General features: G+C 45.8%; 16 protein-coding genes. 10 read left to right on the top strand and 6 right to left on the bottom strand.

The window, feature by feature from the left end:
* The first annotated feature begins 9 nt into the window (after nucleotides 1-9).
* The 4 genes from EPL05_RS14300 (at nucleotide 10) to EPL05_RS24320 (ending at nucleotide 2,990) form a co-directional block, all read left to right on the top strand.
* Complete coding sequence (locus EPL05_RS14300; RefSeq protein WP_128534647.1) at nucleotides 10-1,470, top strand: ATP-binding protein; 1,461 nt, start codon at nucleotides 10-12, stop codon at nucleotides 1,468-1,470.
* Between the two features lie 416 nt (nucleotides 1,471-1,886).
* Nucleotides 1,887-2,540 (top strand): dihydrofolate reductase family protein, encoded by a 654-nt coding sequence (locus EPL05_RS14295; protein WP_166727711.1) that lies wholly within the window; start codon nucleotides 1,887-1,889, stop codon nucleotides 2,538-2,540.
* A 4-nt stretch (nucleotides 2,541-2,544) separates the two neighbouring features.
* Nucleotides 2,545-2,856, top strand: a complete 312-nt coding sequence (locus EPL05_RS14290) for a MoaF-related domain-containing protein (RefSeq protein WP_128534645.1) — start codon at nucleotides 2,545-2,547, stop codon at nucleotides 2,854-2,856.
* A 44-nt stretch (nucleotides 2,857-2,900) separates the two neighbouring features.
* A complete protein-coding gene (locus tag EPL05_RS24320; protein ID WP_317127891.1) occupies nucleotides 2,901-2,990 on the top strand; it encodes a DUF892 family protein in 90 nt (29 codons plus the stop codon).
* 132 nt (nucleotides 2,991-3,122) lie between these two features.
* Here EPL05_RS24320 and EPL05_RS14280 read toward each other — a convergent pair whose 3' ends face one another.
* From EPL05_RS14280 to EPL05_RS14260, 5 genes are read right to left on the bottom strand one after another with little or no spacing between them, the layout of a single operon-like run.
* A complete protein-coding gene (locus EPL05_RS14280; protein ID WP_128534644.1) occupies nucleotides 3,123-4,061 on the bottom strand; it encodes a VOC family protein in 939 nt (312 codons plus the stop codon).
* A complete protein-coding gene (locus EPL05_RS14275) occupies nucleotides 4,045-4,773 on the bottom strand; it encodes an MIP/aquaporin family protein (RefSeq protein WP_128534643.1) in 729 nt (242 codons plus the stop codon). Before EPL05_RS14275 ends, EPL05_RS14280 begins: the two co-directional genes overlap by 17 nt.
* Nucleotides 4,763-6,304, bottom strand: coding sequence for a GMC oxidoreductase (locus EPL05_RS14270; protein ID WP_128534642.1), 1,542 nt, complete (start codon nucleotides 6,302-6,304; stop codon nucleotides 4,763-4,765). The genes EPL05_RS14275 and EPL05_RS14270 overlap by 11 nt, the downstream gene beginning before the upstream one ends.
* Nucleotides 6,301-7,161, bottom strand: a complete 861-nt coding sequence (locus EPL05_RS14265; protein ID WP_128534641.1) for a sugar phosphate isomerase/epimerase family protein — start codon at nucleotides 7,159-7,161, stop codon at nucleotides 6,301-6,303. Before EPL05_RS14265 ends, EPL05_RS14270 begins: the two co-directional genes overlap by 4 nt.
* Before the next feature lies 1 nt (nucleotide 7,162).
* Nucleotides 7,163-8,431, bottom strand: a complete 1,269-nt coding sequence (locus EPL05_RS14260) for a DUF7482 domain-containing protein (RefSeq protein ID WP_128534640.1) — start codon at nucleotides 8,429-8,431, stop codon at nucleotides 7,163-7,165.
* A 130-nt stretch (nucleotides 8,432-8,561) separates the two neighbouring features.
* Between EPL05_RS14260 and EPL05_RS14255 the strand changes: the two genes are divergently transcribed.
* From EPL05_RS14255 to EPL05_RS14230, 6 genes are all read left to right on the top strand, one after another.
* Nucleotides 8,562-8,918 carry a DUF6799 domain-containing protein gene (locus EPL05_RS14255; protein ID WP_128534639.1) on the top strand — a complete coding sequence of 119 codons (357 nt, stop codon included), beginning with the start codon at nucleotides 8,562-8,564 and terminating at the stop codon, nucleotides 8,916-8,918.
* Between the two features lie 169 nt (nucleotides 8,919-9,087).
* Entirely contained in the window at nucleotides 9,088-10,050 is a 963-nt protein-coding gene (locus EPL05_RS14250) for an L-histidine N(alpha)-methyltransferase (RefSeq protein WP_128534638.1), read from the top strand.
* Nucleotides 10,051-10,077: 27 nt separating this feature from the next.
* Entirely contained in the window at nucleotides 10,078-10,779 is a 702-nt protein-coding gene (locus EPL05_RS14245) for a response regulator transcription factor (RefSeq protein ID WP_128534637.1), read from the top strand.
* A complete protein-coding gene (locus EPL05_RS14240) occupies nucleotides 10,760-12,211 on the top strand; it encodes a sensor histidine kinase (RefSeq protein ID WP_128534636.1) in 1,452 nt (483 codons plus the stop codon). The genes EPL05_RS14245 and EPL05_RS14240 overlap by 20 nt, the downstream gene beginning before the upstream one ends.
* Nucleotides 12,212-12,261: 50 nt before the next feature.
* A complete protein-coding gene (locus EPL05_RS14235; protein ID WP_166727710.1) occupies nucleotides 12,262-13,449 on the top strand; it encodes a GAF domain-containing sensor histidine kinase in 1,188 nt (395 codons plus the stop codon).
* 75 nt (nucleotides 13,450-13,524) lie between these two features.
* Nucleotides 13,525-14,031, top strand: coding sequence for an RNA polymerase sigma factor (locus EPL05_RS14230; protein WP_128534634.1), 507 nt, complete (start codon nucleotides 13,525-13,527; stop codon nucleotides 14,029-14,031).
* 139 nt (nucleotides 14,032-14,170) lie between these two features.
* On the opposite strand, the gene EPL05_RS14225 is transcribed toward EPL05_RS14230, so the two are convergent.
* Entirely contained in the window at nucleotides 14,171-15,535 is a 1,365-nt protein-coding gene (locus EPL05_RS14225; RefSeq protein WP_166727709.1) for a lactonase family protein, read from the bottom strand.
* Nucleotides 15,536-15,592: the final 57 nt, after the last annotated feature.

Raw genomic sequence — 15,592 nt, 5'->3', positions numbered from 1 at the left:
TCAAAGCATTTGGCAGCGCAGTTAGACCCGGAATTCTTAGCCTCGCTAACTGATGGGGAAACGCTTTACCATAACGCGCCTTGCGGTTATTTTTCCTGCCTGCCTGATGGTACATTCATTAAAATCAACCGTACCTTACTAAATTGGCTGGGCTACACAGAAGGGGATCTCATCGGCAAGGCCAGTCTCACAGACCTTTTTAGCAAAGGTGGCAAAATCTACTACCAAATGTTTCACTACCCCCTTATTCAATTAAAAGGTAAGGTAAATGAACTTAATTATGATATCCATCGAAAAGATCACTCATTTTTTCCAGCATTGCTAAATACCAGCGCGATCAGGGATGTTGAAGGGCAACTGCTGGCAATCAACATCATTGTTACGGATATATCCGACCGTAAAAAGTACGAAGCTGAGTTATTGCGAGGCAAACAAATGGCTGAAGCGGAACGCAAGGAATTTGAGTTCGTGGCAAATTTTATCCCGGAGATGATCTGGACAGCGGAAGCCGATGGAAAAATCAATTATGTTAATAAACGTTTTTTAGATCATTTTAATGTGCGGCCTGATCAGTTAAACCAAGATTTGCTCAGCAGGGGTATTCATCAGGAGGATCGTAGTTTGGCATTGCGCCGCTGGGTAGGCGGAATCCGCGCGGAAGCGCATTTTGAGGTACAATTCCGGCTAAAAGAACGCTCGGGCGATTACGAATGGTATTTATTAAAAGGTTCACCTTATCGCAACGAAACGGGTGCGATCACAAAATGGCTGGGTTCATGTACGAATATAGATGCCCATGTGCGCGAACTGGAAAAGCGTGATGAATTCATTAGTATTACCAGCCATGAATTAAAAACACCGGTGACTACACTTAGGGCTGCGATACAAATACTTGGTCGGCAAAAAGACATGCCACCAATTTATCAGCAAATGATTAATCAATCAAATCGAAGCGTCGGGCGTATAAGCCAATTTATTGAAGAACTACTGAATGTCAATCGATTAAATGAAGGGCAAATTCAATTAAATAAAAGGTCGTTTGATTTGCTGGAACTGTCCGAGACTTGCCGATTGGATCTACAAGCAGCCACTACAACAATGTTGGAACTGGTAGCAGAAGGCCGATTTATGATTATTGCCGACCCCGATCGTATTGAGCAGGTGATTGCAAATTTTGTAAACAACGCCATTAAATATGCACCGAACTCTTCTGTTATCCAAATGAAGCTGGTAAAACAAGATGCCTATATTCGTTTTTCAGTTATTGACCATGGGCTTGGTATAGCGTCGGAAAAACTGCCGCATCTGTTTGAACGGTATTATCGTGCCGATCACGCCGGAACGCAATATTCGGGTTTGGGATTAGGCCTATATATCTGTGCAGAGTTAATTAAAAGGCATAATGGACAAATAGGTGTAGAGAGCATATTAGGGCAAGGCAGTGAATTTTGGTTCACCTTACCGCTTTAAAACATACCATACTGTTCGCAGTATTTCTAAATCCAATGAGGGTTACAGCCTTTAAAGTAACGGTTTTGGAGTAAATTATAGGACTGAGAATTTCAAGATATTAATTGTGCAGAAAATAGTAAAGAATTGCTCATTCGACGGGTAGGTCATGTCGGATGAAAATATAAATAGGGCATTGGGTTACATAAAATGCAAATGACCATGGCATGACAATAGGAGAATTTGCACAATACCTTAGCTGCGAAGGCTATCTGAACCAGTCCTGCAAAATAAAGATCATCAAAGTCGCCTATTACGAAGTAACATTACCCAGTGGCTGTTGCAGGCTAATATGCAAATTATATTCATAGTTGCAGGTCTTCGGTATGGGGCTTGGGATAGATAAACAAAATTCAAACAACGCCGTTTATCTTAGCATGAGAAAATTGGTGCTGAATATGGCGGTCACGGTCGATGGGTTCGTTGCTGCCCCTGATGGGAACCAGGATTGGATGTTTAAGATTCAAGACGAAGGTGCTAACGGCTGGATATTGGATACTATAATCAACGCGGGTATGCATTTGATGGGCAGTAGGGTATTTAATGATATGATCTCATACTGGCCGTTTTCTGACGAGGTTTACTCCGCCCCGATGAACAAAATTCCCAAAGCTGTTTTTACCCGGCATAAGGTCAATATGAAACCCGACTATAAAAAAGGTGTTGCCGGTTTTAAGATGGCCGGTATATCAAAAACCGTAAAGGAAATGAAAGAGAACCCCGGCAGTGCTGGATATTTGACCGACTGGCAAGAAGCGCTGGTGATCAAAGGTGACCTGGCGGCAGGGATTAAAAAGCTAAAGCAACAGCCCGGGAATTATATACTGGCGCATGGTGGCTCGGGTTTTGCGCAGGCTCTAACGGCATTGAATCTCGTCGATGAGTACCGGCTGACGACTTTCCCGGTCGCGTTGGGCGAAGGCATGCCTTTGTTTGGCGTTGCGTCCAAGCCACTGGAGTTAAAGCTGGTGCAAACGCATATATTTAGTAATGGGGTGATCGGTCGTGTTTATCAGCCGCTAAAGAAATAAGGACGTGAAAATAATAGGTAAAAAGTTTTTAATAGATTTCGGCATGGCAAAAGCGATCCTGGAAGTAAAAAACAGCACTTCGCTTGCCTTTACCATCATCGAAAAAAACGGTAAAGAGACCAAAGAAACCGAAATAGTGGAGATCAAACTGAACCAACTTCGGCCAAGACTATTTTTGCTGACTTGGAAGGAAAAGAATGGCAATACTGTCACCCAGGTACAGGACCATAAAAATAAAAAGGCTTTTATGAACTGGACCCAACCGGACGGTCAATTTATCAATGCCGAAGCGGAAATCAAATCGTTCAAGGGTTAACGCTTATTTTTAGCCTCTTTCTTTTTGATCCTGGCCGCCAAAAAGTGGAGTACTACGAGATCGCAACTTACGGCGGTTTAAGAACGTTGGCCCCGACCAAGGGCCGCGACGATGTCGCTGAGTTATTGCAGTAAACATTAATTAACGAAAAAGCGACCGACGAAGCGTTGACCGCCTGCGGTGAAGGCTTGGTGAATGCGCAAGCGTAGCCGAATGACAAATTAAACAAGAGTGAAGGCCCTGTCAGCGATTGCGAGGGCTTTCTATTAGTCTTTTATTAATATAGCGTGGCCATCCGGGTCCTGAACAATAAAATATCGGTAAGCCCCATTACCTGTGATCTTAGTTTGGAACCGGAAATTTTCGGCACTCAATTTCCTATAGAGACCAGCTAACTGATCGGTGACCAGCGTGATCTGCCAATACCAGCTATCTTCCGCTTTGGTATCTTTTGGATACAGCTTTCCGGGACCTGGCACCAGGTACTGCAAAAACTCGATGCCGGGACCTGCTTTGGCATTTATATCGGTAATGTGTAAACTGGCACCTCTAACCTGGCTCAAAGCCCTTTGTTCCTTCCCTTTGTTCCAACTCTCGGCTTTAGGTTTAAGGCCCAGTAGGTCCTTATAAAAATGGAGGCTTTTGCCGGTATTGCTGATACCGATGGCGGTATGGTCGATCCCTAAAAATAATTTGCCATTGGCTATTTGCCATTTGGGCTGGCCTTTGCCTTTAGGGAAGCAGATCAGTTCCAGGTCGTGGTTATCAATGTCGTGAAAATAATAGGCCCTGATACCCGCTGCTACCACGTTTGATCTGGGGATAGTTTGGGGCCTTGGGCTGATGCCGTTGGTCCGATATTTTTTTAGCATGGCATAAGCCTGGTCCATATTGCTCACTACTATCGCAATATGCTGGAAGTAAAGATCATTACTTTTCATATCCTCGGGGATAGCCCTGCCTTTTTTTGATAAATATTGTGTCAATACGATGGTTTCATCACCCAGTTTCAGCTGCACATTCCTAATGTTATGAGATTTTTCATCGCTTATTTTTGTAAAGCCAAGTACTTCATGGTAAAATTTGACCGATCTGTCCATGGAACGCACAGTCATTCCTACACTTTCTACTTGTTTTACCTGCGCATAACTATTACCCGCCAGTAAAAGGATAATTATCCAATAGTATTTAAACATTTTTTTCATGTTTGATTTTTTTAACTTTTCTATAAAGCAGTTCACCGGCCAGCATCCCCAAAACCGGGGCGCTGCAATACAGCCAAAAAGATTTCCACTCACCTGCTATGATCGCTGTGGCAAAAGTTCGTGCCGGGTTCATGCTCATGCCGCTGAACGGTGCTTCGAAAGTGATGAACAGGGTGATCAGCATGGAAACAATGAATGGTGTGTACGTTACCCAGCTTTTCTTCAAGCGCATCAAAAGCACTACAGAGATCAGCAAAAAAGAGATTAAGGACTCCGACAGGAAAGCCAGCACAAGTCCCTGCTTGCCGGGTACGGTAATTACATAATTCACTTCTTGCGAGCGCATCCACGCGGGAAATAGTAGGTACACCACATAAACGCCCAGGCTACCGCCTATCAATTGAAAAACGGTATATAAAACGACATCTATTATTTTAATGTCTCCTAAACGATAGTGGATCAAGGTAACCGCCGGGTTGATATAAGCCCCTGACTGTTTGCCAAAACGGGATGTGAAAATATACAGCGCGGTTAGTCCCATGGCTAAACCAACCAGGAAACGCCGCAGTAAAGGGGATGGTATGGCTTGGCTGAACGGTAAACCATGATATTCCATCAATGCGCCAAAAAAGCAGGCGGATGCCATGAAAAGCCCCAAACCGATGGCTTCATCCATGTATTTCCTGATTTCGATACCGGGCTTATTTCCCATGGAGTTTTTCGATCAGGTGGTCGCCCACCCTTAAAGCATTGGCTATAATGGTCAGTGAAGGATTAACGGCACCAATGGACGGAAAAAAGCTGCCATCCACTACATACAGGTTATCTATCTCGTGGGCTTTGCAATTAGTATCCAACACGGATGTTTTAGGGTCCGTGCCAAACCTGGCTGTACCCGCCTGGTGCCCCACACCCGCCAGCGGAATATCCTGGCTCAGGTAAACTTCCTGCGGGATAAGGGAATGGCCGGTATCAATGTTGGCCAATACCGTCTTCCAGGTATCCACCAGCCGGTCAAAGCTTTTTTTGTTATTCTCCGTATAATCCAGGTGGATCTGTCCGTCGATAACTTGCACCCTGTTATTGGTGTCGGGCAGGTCCTCACCCGTAAACCACCAGTCGATGGCGTGTTCGGCCATTTCTTCCAGTACAATACCCGGCGCAAAAAAAGGCGCGTTAGGTTTTAGCTGTGCTTTGTCCGATTTGCCCAGCAATTGCACATGCCCCATAGGGTAAGGGAAATCGGGATCGCCGAAATAATAATCATTACAGGCCAGTGTTTTTTGAAATTGGGTAGGGTTTTTTTTGAGACTGATACCCAGCATGGCAGCGCTGTTATGCTTCATAAAGTTACGCCCCAATTGCCCGCTGCCATTGGCCAGGCCATTCAGATGTTGCTCATTAGCGCTTTTTAGCAGCAAGGCCGCCGAATTGATGGCACCGCAGGCCACCACCACAATAGGCGCTTTAAACCGCACCAGTTCACCATTAATGGTCACTTCAATATAGTCTACAGATGTGCCGTCCGCCGTCGTTACCAGGCGTTCCGCTTTCGCATCAATCATTAGGGTAATGTTATCATTCTCAAGTGCCGGGCGCACACAATTAATATCCGCATCGCTCTTCGCATGGATCATGCACGGGTAGCCGTCGCAGGTATTACAACGGATACAAGGACTATTCAGCATGTCCGTTTCGGTCAGCTTAATAGCCATAGGCATATAAAAAGGTTGCGAACCATTTTCTACCAGCGCGTCGTGCAGTTCCTGTATCCTCGGTTCATGGCTGACGGGCGGATAGGCATATTCTTCCGTACGAAAGGGTTCTGTCGGGTCCATACCCATTTTACCGTGTACCCAATACAGTTTTTCCGCTTCGGTGTAATAAGGCTCATAATCCGCATAAGTTAATGGCCAGGCAGGCGAAACGCCGGCTTCATGCTGCAACTCTTTAAAATCGCGTTCCCGCAACCTGAAAAGCGCAGCGCCGTAAACCTTGGTATTGCCACCCACCCAATAACCGGTACCGGGGTGCAGGTCTTCGCCATTTTTGGTTTTCCAAACTTCTTTGGTATGGTAGCGCTCGTCCTGGAAAACAGCTTTGCTATCCCAGTTAGCTTTCTCGCGCGGCAGATAGCCGCCGCGCTCCAGCACTAATATGCTTTTTCCTGTATCCTTTAGTTTGTGTACTAAAGTACCGCCGCCGGCACCCGTGCCGATAATGATCAGATCGTAGGTTTTCATAGTTTGATATCAGTATGTGACCAGGCATCTGCCAATCCTCTTTTCGACTGCAGGATGACACTATATAAATCGGTTTTGTAGAGGGAATCAGTAACATCATTTGAAAATATTTCCACTGTGCAGGCACCAGTGTACCTGGTATCCTGCACCGCCCGAAGCAACTTGCCAATGGGTATGACCCCGTCGCCGGGCACCAGGCGGTCGCCGCCTGAACGGGGCGTCCGCCAGTCACTTACCTGGAGTGCAAAAATGCGGCCCGCCGCACGCCTGATCTCCGATTCAACATCCGCATCCTGCCAGCTATTCCAGAGGTCAAGGCAAAGCCCGACATTATCCCGGTTCACGGCATCAATGATCTTCAGCGCCTGATTAATGGTCCAAATGGATGATTCGGTATTCATAGAACTGGCGTTCAGCGGTTCCAGCGCCAACTTCACACCGTGGTCGGCCGCGAACCCCGCCAGCGATCTAAGTTCGCGAATGGTGGTATCTATCATCGCGTGTACATTTTCTTTTTCGGGGGCACCGGTATTGACAATGAAGGGGCACCCCCGCGCAAACGGGGATAAGCGTTCAATACTGGTTCGCAATCTGGAAACTCGCGCGCTCAGTTCTTTTGGTTCGGGTTTTATCTGACTGTATCCAAATGTCCGTACCAACGGCTGAACGGCGCAAACGGCTAAACCATGGCTTTTTACCATCGCCATTTGCTCCGGGTAACGCCGGTCATCCAGTTTTTCCTCGCATACTTCTATCATGGCTATACCGGCTTCGGCATAACGCTCCACATCCTGTTCAAATGTCCAGGGTTGGGTAGTAAATTCGCTTATACCAATGGGAAAAGGAAACTTTTCCATACTAATTGGTAACTCGTGGTGCCTGGGCTTCTTGCGGCGCTGAAGTAGCGAAACCAATAACCGGGCAATTGACAACGATATTTGCGGAGCCTAATTTCCCGCCGCCGGGGTTAGTGATATAGCCTTTGGCTGCCAGTTGCGTAATGGTGTTGGCATCAGTTTGCGCATAATTCATTTTTTTGGCGACCGTTTCATCACTCCAAACGCAAACGTTCAAATCCCAAAGCGGTGAATACAACTCGCGTTCCTGTTTGTCTTTCAATGTCGGGAAGGAGCCCAAGATATTGCGGGCATCTCCCAGCTTACGCAAGCTTTCAAACAGCGCGGGATTTTGAGTGCTCAGACCACCCGGCGGGTTATCGAGGATCACGTGGGCCAGCCCCTGGGCGTTCGGATCATTTTTACCCAGTTTGCCGTTAGCAAAAGCAAATATCGAACTCCTTGACCCATTCGGGTTCCGGGGATCGTTGCCAAAAGGCAGGGAAGCCATAGCAGGGATAAAAGTGCCGCGCTCGATCACTGCAGATCCCGGATCGGAAGCCGAAAAACTCAGGTAGAAAATATCTTTGCCATGAGAGAAAGCCCTGATAAATTGCAGGTCGACCGTCATGTTCCGCGTATCAATAGCAGTGACCCGGTCCAGTGTATTGGTATGATTCGGCGAAACATCCAAAGGTCCGTCGCCGGTAGCCACAATAGGGGCGTTATAGACGATATTACTTCCTTTTACCTGTATCAGGTCGCTGTAACCCGGACCTGCAACCGAGCCAGGTTCGGCTGCCATCGGCAGGAACCCTTTAGGTCCCGGCACCAGTTTACGCATCGGGCTAAAGTCAACCGTGCCGGCAAACTCTACCGCTGTAGCTCCGGGAATTGATTTGGCTGATTGTACAGACTGGACACAAAACGGGCAATCTTTACCGGCATTGGCCAAACGCGGAGAAAAATTAAGCCCTAGTTCTTTGGCTAATTGTTCGTCCGAAACATCGGTGCGCACATACCAAACGGTCTTGCCTTTAAAGCTGCCTTTAAATAAAGGGAACCTCGCGGTGTTATGATAAAGATCTACGCTGATGATACTGGACATGGTAAATTTGCTTTTGTCCAGCATGCCTGAAAGCGCGGGCACACCTGTCAGGTGTTCTTCAGGGGTATAATCCTTCATTTTGTTAAATGAATAAAGGCCCAGCGAGATCAGCACCAGCGAACCCAGCAGAAATTTTGTTTTAGATAAGCCGGAGCTTCTTTGCGGAAAATTAATGTTTTTCATGTTTTTCATTTTAAGTGATACTCCATCAACCTCCAAAAAAGCGGCATTGTTATCACAGAAGTATAAAGAATATCAGCTTAAAGTATCCGCTGAGGACACCCGTTTTTTACTGGCTTGATATTTATACTTTATGAAGCCTAAAAACAAAATAACCATGAAAAAAATGATGATCGCCTGTTTAGCAGTTGCATTAAGCTGTAGCGCTATGGCAAAAACAAACACAGTGGCAAATGCGCCAGTACAGGAAAAAATGATGCAGTCTAAAATGAAAATGAAGGACGGCGTGATGATGAAAGACGGCAAAATGATGACGATGAAGGATGGTAAATCCATGATGATGGACAAAGACATGACCATGAAGAACGGTACCATGGTGATGATGGATGGCAGCGTGAAAATGAAAAATGGTAAAATGATGAAAATGAAAGAGGGTGATATGATGATGATGAACGGCAAAATGAAAATGGCGCCGATGAAAAAAATGTAGATCTCTCGACGAGCGAAGGCCCGTTATGAGAATAGCGGGCCTTTTGTGCGTTTAACAGCACACCCGTGTTCATAATAATGTGCAGTTTTAGTGCTGTTAAATAACTGATTATGAGCGTTTAAAAACGAGATGCAAATGTTATAATTCTGTGATAACTAACGAATACCTTATGCGAGCTACCGAAACTTTAGCCACACAACAATTTTATACGGATGTTTTAGATGGCCTGACGGCTTTTCCTAAACATTTGCCCGCCAAATATTTTTATGATGCTGCCGGTGACCGCCTTTTCCAGGACATTATGAATTGCCCCGAATATTATGTGACCGATTGCGAACTGGAAATATTTTCCGAACAAACCGGGATCATGGCCGACCTGATCCTGCGGGGCGGCGAACCCTTTGACCTGATCGAATTAGGTGCCGGTGATTGTTTTAAATCCATCAAACTGCTCAGCCTTCTAACGCAGGCAGGAACCGATTTTACCTATGTCCCAATTGATATTTCCGCCAATATCATCCGGCATTTAGAAATCGCTTTGCCGGAACAAATTCCGAATATGCGGTTGTCGGCAATGAAAGGCGATTATTTTGAAATGCTGGCCGAAGCTTCGAAAAAGGAAGGCCGTAAGGTCATTTTATGCCTTGGCGCTAATATCGGCAATATGCTGCCGTCCGAGGCGCAGGATTTTTGCCAAAAACTACGCAGTTACCTTTCGCCCGGCGACATGGTGATCGTTGGTTTTGACCTAAAAAAGAACCCGTCGATTATTCGGGCCGCTTATGATGACCGCGAAGGTATCACTGCCCGATTTAATAAAAACCTGTTAACACGCATCAACAGGGAACTGGATGCGAATTTTGATGTTACGCAATTTACGCATTATTGCAGCTATGAACCGGAGACCGGTGCCTGCAAAAGCTTCCTTATCAGTTTGCAAGATCAACAGGTTAATATCGGTGGCGAGCACATCAGCTTTAAGAAAGATGAATACCTATGGATGGAGATCTCGCAAAAATATAATCTCCCTCAGATCGACAACCTGGCCTTAACCAATGGCTTTGTACCGTTTAAACACCTGACCGACAGCAAGAATTGGTTTACCAACGCGATTTGGACAGTGAAACAATAAGCTGCTAAACCTGTTGCCATGATACCGATGAAAAAAATCCTCCTGGTCGAAGACGACCCTGATATCATTAAGTTATTTAATCTTCATTTAAATGAACCTGCTTACTGTTTAACGGCATTTATGTCCGGCGACGAAGCCATTAAAAGTGTGGCCAAAGATACGTTTGATTTTGTCATATTAGATATCATGCTGCCGGACAAAGACGGGATCGAGGTTTGCAGAGCCATCAGGCAGCAACAGGTCAAGACACCGATTATGATGCTCTCGGCGCGTTCGGAAGAAATAGACAAGGTTTTGGCGCTGGAAATGGGCGCGGACGATTACATGACCAAGCCGTTCAGCATGCGGGAACTAACCGCGCGGATCAAAGCGCATTTGCGCAGCCGGGAGCCCGACCTACAGGCAGACACGCAAACCGAGATCAAATTCAAAGACCTGCTGATCGATAATAACCTAAAAAAGGTTTGCCTGAAAAATAAGCGGGTCGATCTCACCCAAAAAGAATTCGACCTGTTATTGCAATTGGCCAGTAACCCTGGAAAAACTTACAGCCGTCCTGAATTATTGGCTTTGGTATGGGGCTATACCATTTCCGATTATGAGCATACCGTTACTTCACATATCAACCGTTTAAGGATCAAACTGGAAACAAACCTCAGTGATCCTCAATATATCCTCACCTCCTGGGGTGTAGGTTACCGCTTTGCAGATGAAATTCAGGAACAGTAGTATTTTCACCCGGATGGGTGTATTCATGTTTATCCAGATCAGCGTACTGAGTGTGCTGTTCATGGGCATCACCTATGTGGCCACCACCCGCTTTTACGAGGCCAGCACACAATTACTGCATAAGGATGTTGCTGGTCACATCGCCAAATTTACCTCTCCCTTTGAAAACGGCGGTATCAATAAAACAAAGGCAGATTCTGTTTTTTATAACGCCATGGTCATCAACCCTAATGACGAAGTTTATTTTTTAGACACGCATGGTAAGGTGATAGAGTACCAGGCCCCCGATTCCCTGATCAAAGAATGGTTCCTGCCGCTGGAAAAAATCAAAACGCATATCCGGGCTGGTGGCACCGACTATATCAAGGGGCCCGACCCAAGAGACCCCGGAACACCAAAAATATTTTCAGCCGCCGAAGTTGTTATTAGCGGCCATACTATCGGTTATATTTATGTGATCCTGGCGAGTGACAAGTATCGCAGCGCGACCGCTCTGCTTACCGGCAGTAATGTTATGGTGTTGGCGCTCGAAGCTTTCGCAATCATTATTGCATTTTCACTTATCCTTACCTGGTTATATTTTAAAAGGTTGCAGGGAAATTTTAACGGGGTTATCCAAACATTGGATCGTTTTCGTGAAGGCGATTTCGAAGCCCGCTTCAACACCCGCGTACCGCACGAACTCCATAGCATCATGCTGGCTTTTAATAATCTCGCGGACCGCTTACACGATACGATACAGCAACTGCGGCAATCGGAAGATGAACGAAAGGTCTTTATCACCAATATCTCCCATGATTTGCGAACGCCCCTTTCGGTAGCTAAAGGCTACACAGAAACATTATTGGTTCAGGGCAAACTTAGCCCTCAGGCCGTGGAACATCTGCAATTGGTAGAAAAAAAAATCCAGGTTGTGGAAAACCTCGTTATGCAGCTTTTCGAACTTTCAAAGCTGGAGTCCGTAGAATTCAAGGCGCAACGGGAACCTTTTATCATTGCCGAGGTGGTGAAAGAGATCATCACTTCCTGGGTGTTGCCCGCACAGGCAAAAAATATCAAACTGGATTGCGTGGGTTGTGAGGGTAGCGATATGATCTATGCGGACGTTAGTATGCTGGAAAAGGTGATCCGTAACCTGATCGGCAACGCGGTAAGTTATACCCCACTCGATGGTTTCATCAAAGTGGAGTTGACACGGAAAGGCCGGGAACTGGTATTGGAGTTTTCCAACAACGGGCCGGCTGTACCCGCCGCGCTGATCCAATGGATCAGTCAGGACAAAAAAGCCGGCGGGATTGTGAACCGGCCGGCCAATGCCGGTTTAGGGCTGGCCATTGTCAAACGGATACTGGAACTGCACGGCTATAGTTTTACCATCACCACAAAAAAAATCAATCATTTCGTTATCAGGATGCCCTTATATGAATCTTAAGTAGCATGAAAAAAACAAAGATCGCGGCCGAGAAGGACCGGCTGGAGGCGTTGCATTCTTACCAAATCCTCGACAGCGGAACGGAAAAGGACTATGATGACCTGACCGCGCTGGCGGCTGCTATCTGCCAGGCGCCTATCGCGGTGATCAGCATGGTGGACGAAAAAAGGCAATGGTTCAAGTCGCACCACGGAATTGACACGACCGAAACACCGATAGAACATTCTTTCTGTACGCACGCCATAAATGCCCCTAACTATGTGCTGATCGTTCCGGATGCCAAATCGGACGCGCGTTTTTCTAACAACCCCTTGGTTAACGGACAACCCCATATTATCTTTTACGCAGGCGTGGCCCTTGTGAACAGCGAGGGCTTTGCCCTTGGCTCCCTTTGCGTGGTCGATCATAAAAGCCGGAACATCAGCGCGGAACAACTCACCGCTTTGACTGTCATCGCCAAGCAGATCATGGACAAGCTGGAATTGCGGCGAAAGATCCTCCAGTTACAGGACACTAAAATGGAACTGGAAACCTCGTTCAACGCGTTAAAAGCTTCTGAAGATGAACGGAAAGATTTTATCGTCAATATCTCCCATGATATCCGCACACCGCTGGCAGTGGCGAAAGGCTACATCGAAACCCTGCTGCTGAAAGAGGAACTGAGCCCGGAATTCCATGAATATCTGCACCTGATCGACCATAAGGCGCAACTTGTGGAAAACCTGGTGTCTCAACTTTTTGAGCTATCCAAAATGGAATCGGTAGCGTTTAAAGCACAACGGGAACCATTTAGCGTAGCCGAAGTGCTTAAAGAGATCGTCCAAAGCTGGAAACTGCCAGCACAAAACAAAAATATCAAACTTGACTGTACCGGCTGTGAGGACGTTTCCATGATCTTCGCGGATATCAGTTTAATGGAACGGCTGATACAGAACCTGATCGGCAATGCCCTGAAGTTCACACCGGAACATGGCTATATCCACATCACGTTTTTTCAAAACGGCGATGAACTCGTTATGCAATTTATGAACAATGGCCCGGCCATCCCACCCGCCGTGATTGCCTGGGTGATGCAGGATAAAAAACAAAGGGGTATCATTAAAAGACCGTACAAATCCGGATTGGGCCTGGCCATCGTTAAAAGGATCGCTGAACTGCACGGGTTTGCTTTTACTATCGATACCACCGGTCATAACAAACTCGCCCTAAAGATGCCCATTTACCGGCTGTCTCATTAATTTTAGTACGGATTGTTTAGGCTTTTGTGATAACTATTAACAGCCGTTCGAGGTTCTAATTGAAAACAATCCGCCATGAGCAAATTAGAACCCCAGCAATGGGCCGAGCGCTATCACCGCTACCTGCACCAGATCGCGGTCAGCCGGGTCAACGACCACGAAAACGCCAGGGATCTGGTACAGGATACTTTTTTAGCAGCTTTAGAGCGTCGGGGGCAATTCAAAGGAAATAGCACCGAAAGGACCTGGCTCACCAGTATATTATTGCATAAGATCTGCGATTTTTACCGTAAAAGATCCATGGCGAACTGCAAAGAGCCGCAGATCATCAGGTCTTTAACCGATCAATTAGCTGCGTTTTCAGCGGAAGATAAATTAACTCAAAAAGAATTCGCCGCTAATATCAATGTGATCCTGCTAAAATTGCCGGGCGTTTGGGCCGAGGTCTTTAGAATGAAATACTTTGAAGAAATATCTACCGATAAAATTTGCAGCCGCTTAGGCATTACGCCATCCAACTTCTGGACGATCACGCACCGCAGCAAATTACAGCTACGCAATTACTTGCAAAAAGCCTGCTAAAAAATGCCGCGCCGCCAAAATGATGAACAGGTTTTAAAGAACTTATTTTAAATAAAAATATGGGCCGGTTAAGTAGTGAAACTTTTCCCGGCCCATGCCATGTTAAGATTTTGTTTTTATATTCGGGGGGATACTTACCCTAAAAATCAAAACCTGTTAAACCTAAAAAGTTATACTTCCCAGCGATCCCTTTTCCGGACGCAGTGGTGCTTAAAACAGTTTGCGAACGATATTTTGTACCTGCGCCATTTACATCAAAAATATTGATAGAAAAAGACTGTAGCGCTCCCAGATTATATAAATATTTGTTATCAGGAGACAACCATAATTCCTTAGAATCACCGTGCGGGGCAAGATCTGCCCTGGCTTCTGTGGAACCAAAGGTCAGGTTGCCGCCGCTCACTCCAAAAGTCGAAACCAGGTTAGTTTGAAAACTGGCTACATATAATTTGTCGCCGCTGATGTTTAAAGCAGTCCAGCATGATTCATTAATGGCAGACGCGGCGGTAGCGCTGAAATTGGCCGATTTGCTAACTAATGTACCATTGTCGTTTAATACGGTAACACTATTATCTCTTTTAGTGGGTATCAGATTAAAATTGGATACATACAATTTGCTGCTGCCAATCTTATCCCAATTAAAGCCAATGGTACCCGAAATGCCTGCTTCCTCAAAATAACGTTTTCCACTAATATCGCCATTAGTAAAATTGTATACATAAACCCTGCTTGGGCGTTGTTCTGCCAGCGAAGTTACTTGCGTATCAAAATGTGCAATACCCCAAGTACTCACAGCCAGTTTTGTTCCGTCGGCGCTGAAACTCACGGTGGTGGGCCCGCCATTTTGTCTAACATACTTGTCCAGCTGCTTTACTAAGGTAAGCGCACCCGATGTGGTATTGAAAGTAAACAGGGTAATATTTCGTTCATTATCAGTAGCGTCGGCCAGGGTAAGGTCCTGCTGATAAAAAGCATTATTAGGATAGCGCTGAATATTTGCGCCATCTTTTTGTATGTTCGGGTTGTTCCATTGGTTTCCCACAACTACCCAATATTCATCAGCACTACCTGTTTTTTTCAAGTATGCAATACTTACCGGACGTGTACCGCCTGAACTAACATTATTTCTTAAAGCAAGGTCACCATTTTTTCTGTCAAGCGAAAAAACGGATACCTGGTTACCGCCCGCATTTACATTCAATAAATAATTCCCGATGATCTGCACCGCGCCCTGAGCATCAAAGTCACCATGGGCGTCGCCGCCCGCAGCAACATTGGCTCCGCCGTTACTATTGGTGGTAAAGCTTTTTTCTTCTGTTAGCGATCCATCGCTCATTCTTGAAAACCTGACCACTTGATTGGTGCTTTCCCCGTTAGTGGTAGTATATAGATACCCGGTAACTTTGTTGCTGTTGTTGTTGTTATCATTGTTCTTTTTGCAACTGATGATCGAAAGTGTCACCGCTACGGCAATCGTTCCGATAAATAAAAATTTGTTTTTCATAATTTTAGATAATAGATATATGTATTGGTTAGTTCTTGGGTTTTTTACAGAGCGTAG

Source organism: Mucilaginibacter gilvus (assembly GCF_004054195.1).
Lineage (GTDB): Bacteria > Bacteroidota > Bacteroidia > Sphingobacteriales > Sphingobacteriaceae > Mucilaginibacter > Mucilaginibacter gilvus.
Note: the sequence above shows the minus strand (reverse complement) of the source record. Positions and strands in the feature narration are given on the sequence as shown.

Excerpts from the sequence above, each read along its gene's own strand:
- EPL05_RS14270 (WP_128534642.1), bottom strand. The coding sequence starts at position 6,304 with ATGAAAACCTACGATCTGATCATTATCGGCACGGGTGCCGGCGGCGGT.
- EPL05_RS14280 (WP_128534644.1), bottom strand. The coding sequence starts at position 4,061 with ATGAAAAAAATGTTTAAATACTATTGGATAATTATCCTTTTACTGGCG.
- EPL05_RS14275 (WP_128534643.1), bottom strand. The coding sequence starts at position 4,773 with ATGGGAAATAAGCCCGGTATCGAAATCAGGAAATACATGGATGAAGCC.
- EPL05_RS14245 (WP_128534637.1), top strand. The coding sequence starts at position 10,078 with ATGAAAAAAATCCTCCTGGTCGAAGACGACCCTGATATCATTAAGTTA.
- EPL05_RS14295 (WP_166727711.1), top strand. The coding sequence starts at position 1,887 with ATGAGAAAATTGGTGCTGAATATGGCGGTCACGGTCGATGGGTTCGTT.
- EPL05_RS14240 (WP_128534636.1), top strand. The coding sequence starts at position 10,760 with ATGAAATTCAGGAACAGTAGTATTTTCACCCGGATGGGTGTATTCATG.
- EPL05_RS14225 (WP_166727709.1), bottom strand. The coding sequence starts at position 15,535 with ATGAAAAACAAATTTTTATTTATCGGAACGATTGCCGTAGCGGTGACA.
- EPL05_RS14250 (WP_128534638.1), top strand. The coding sequence starts at position 9,088 with ATGCGAGCTACCGAAACTTTAGCCACACAACAATTTTATACGGATGTT.
- EPL05_RS14260 (WP_128534640.1), bottom strand. The coding sequence starts at position 8,431 with ATGAAAAACATTAATTTTCCGCAAAGAAGCTCCGGCTTATCTAAAACA.
- EPL05_RS14265 (WP_128534641.1), bottom strand. The coding sequence starts at position 7,161 with ATGGAAAAGTTTCCTTTTCCCATTGGTATAAGCGAATTTACTACCCAA.
- EPL05_RS14255 (WP_128534639.1), top strand. The coding sequence starts at position 8,562 with ATGAAGCCTAAAAACAAAATAACCATGAAAAAAATGATGATCGCCTGT.
- EPL05_RS14230 (WP_128534634.1), top strand. The coding sequence starts at position 13,525 with ATGAGCAAATTAGAACCCCAGCAATGGGCCGAGCGCTATCACCGCTAC.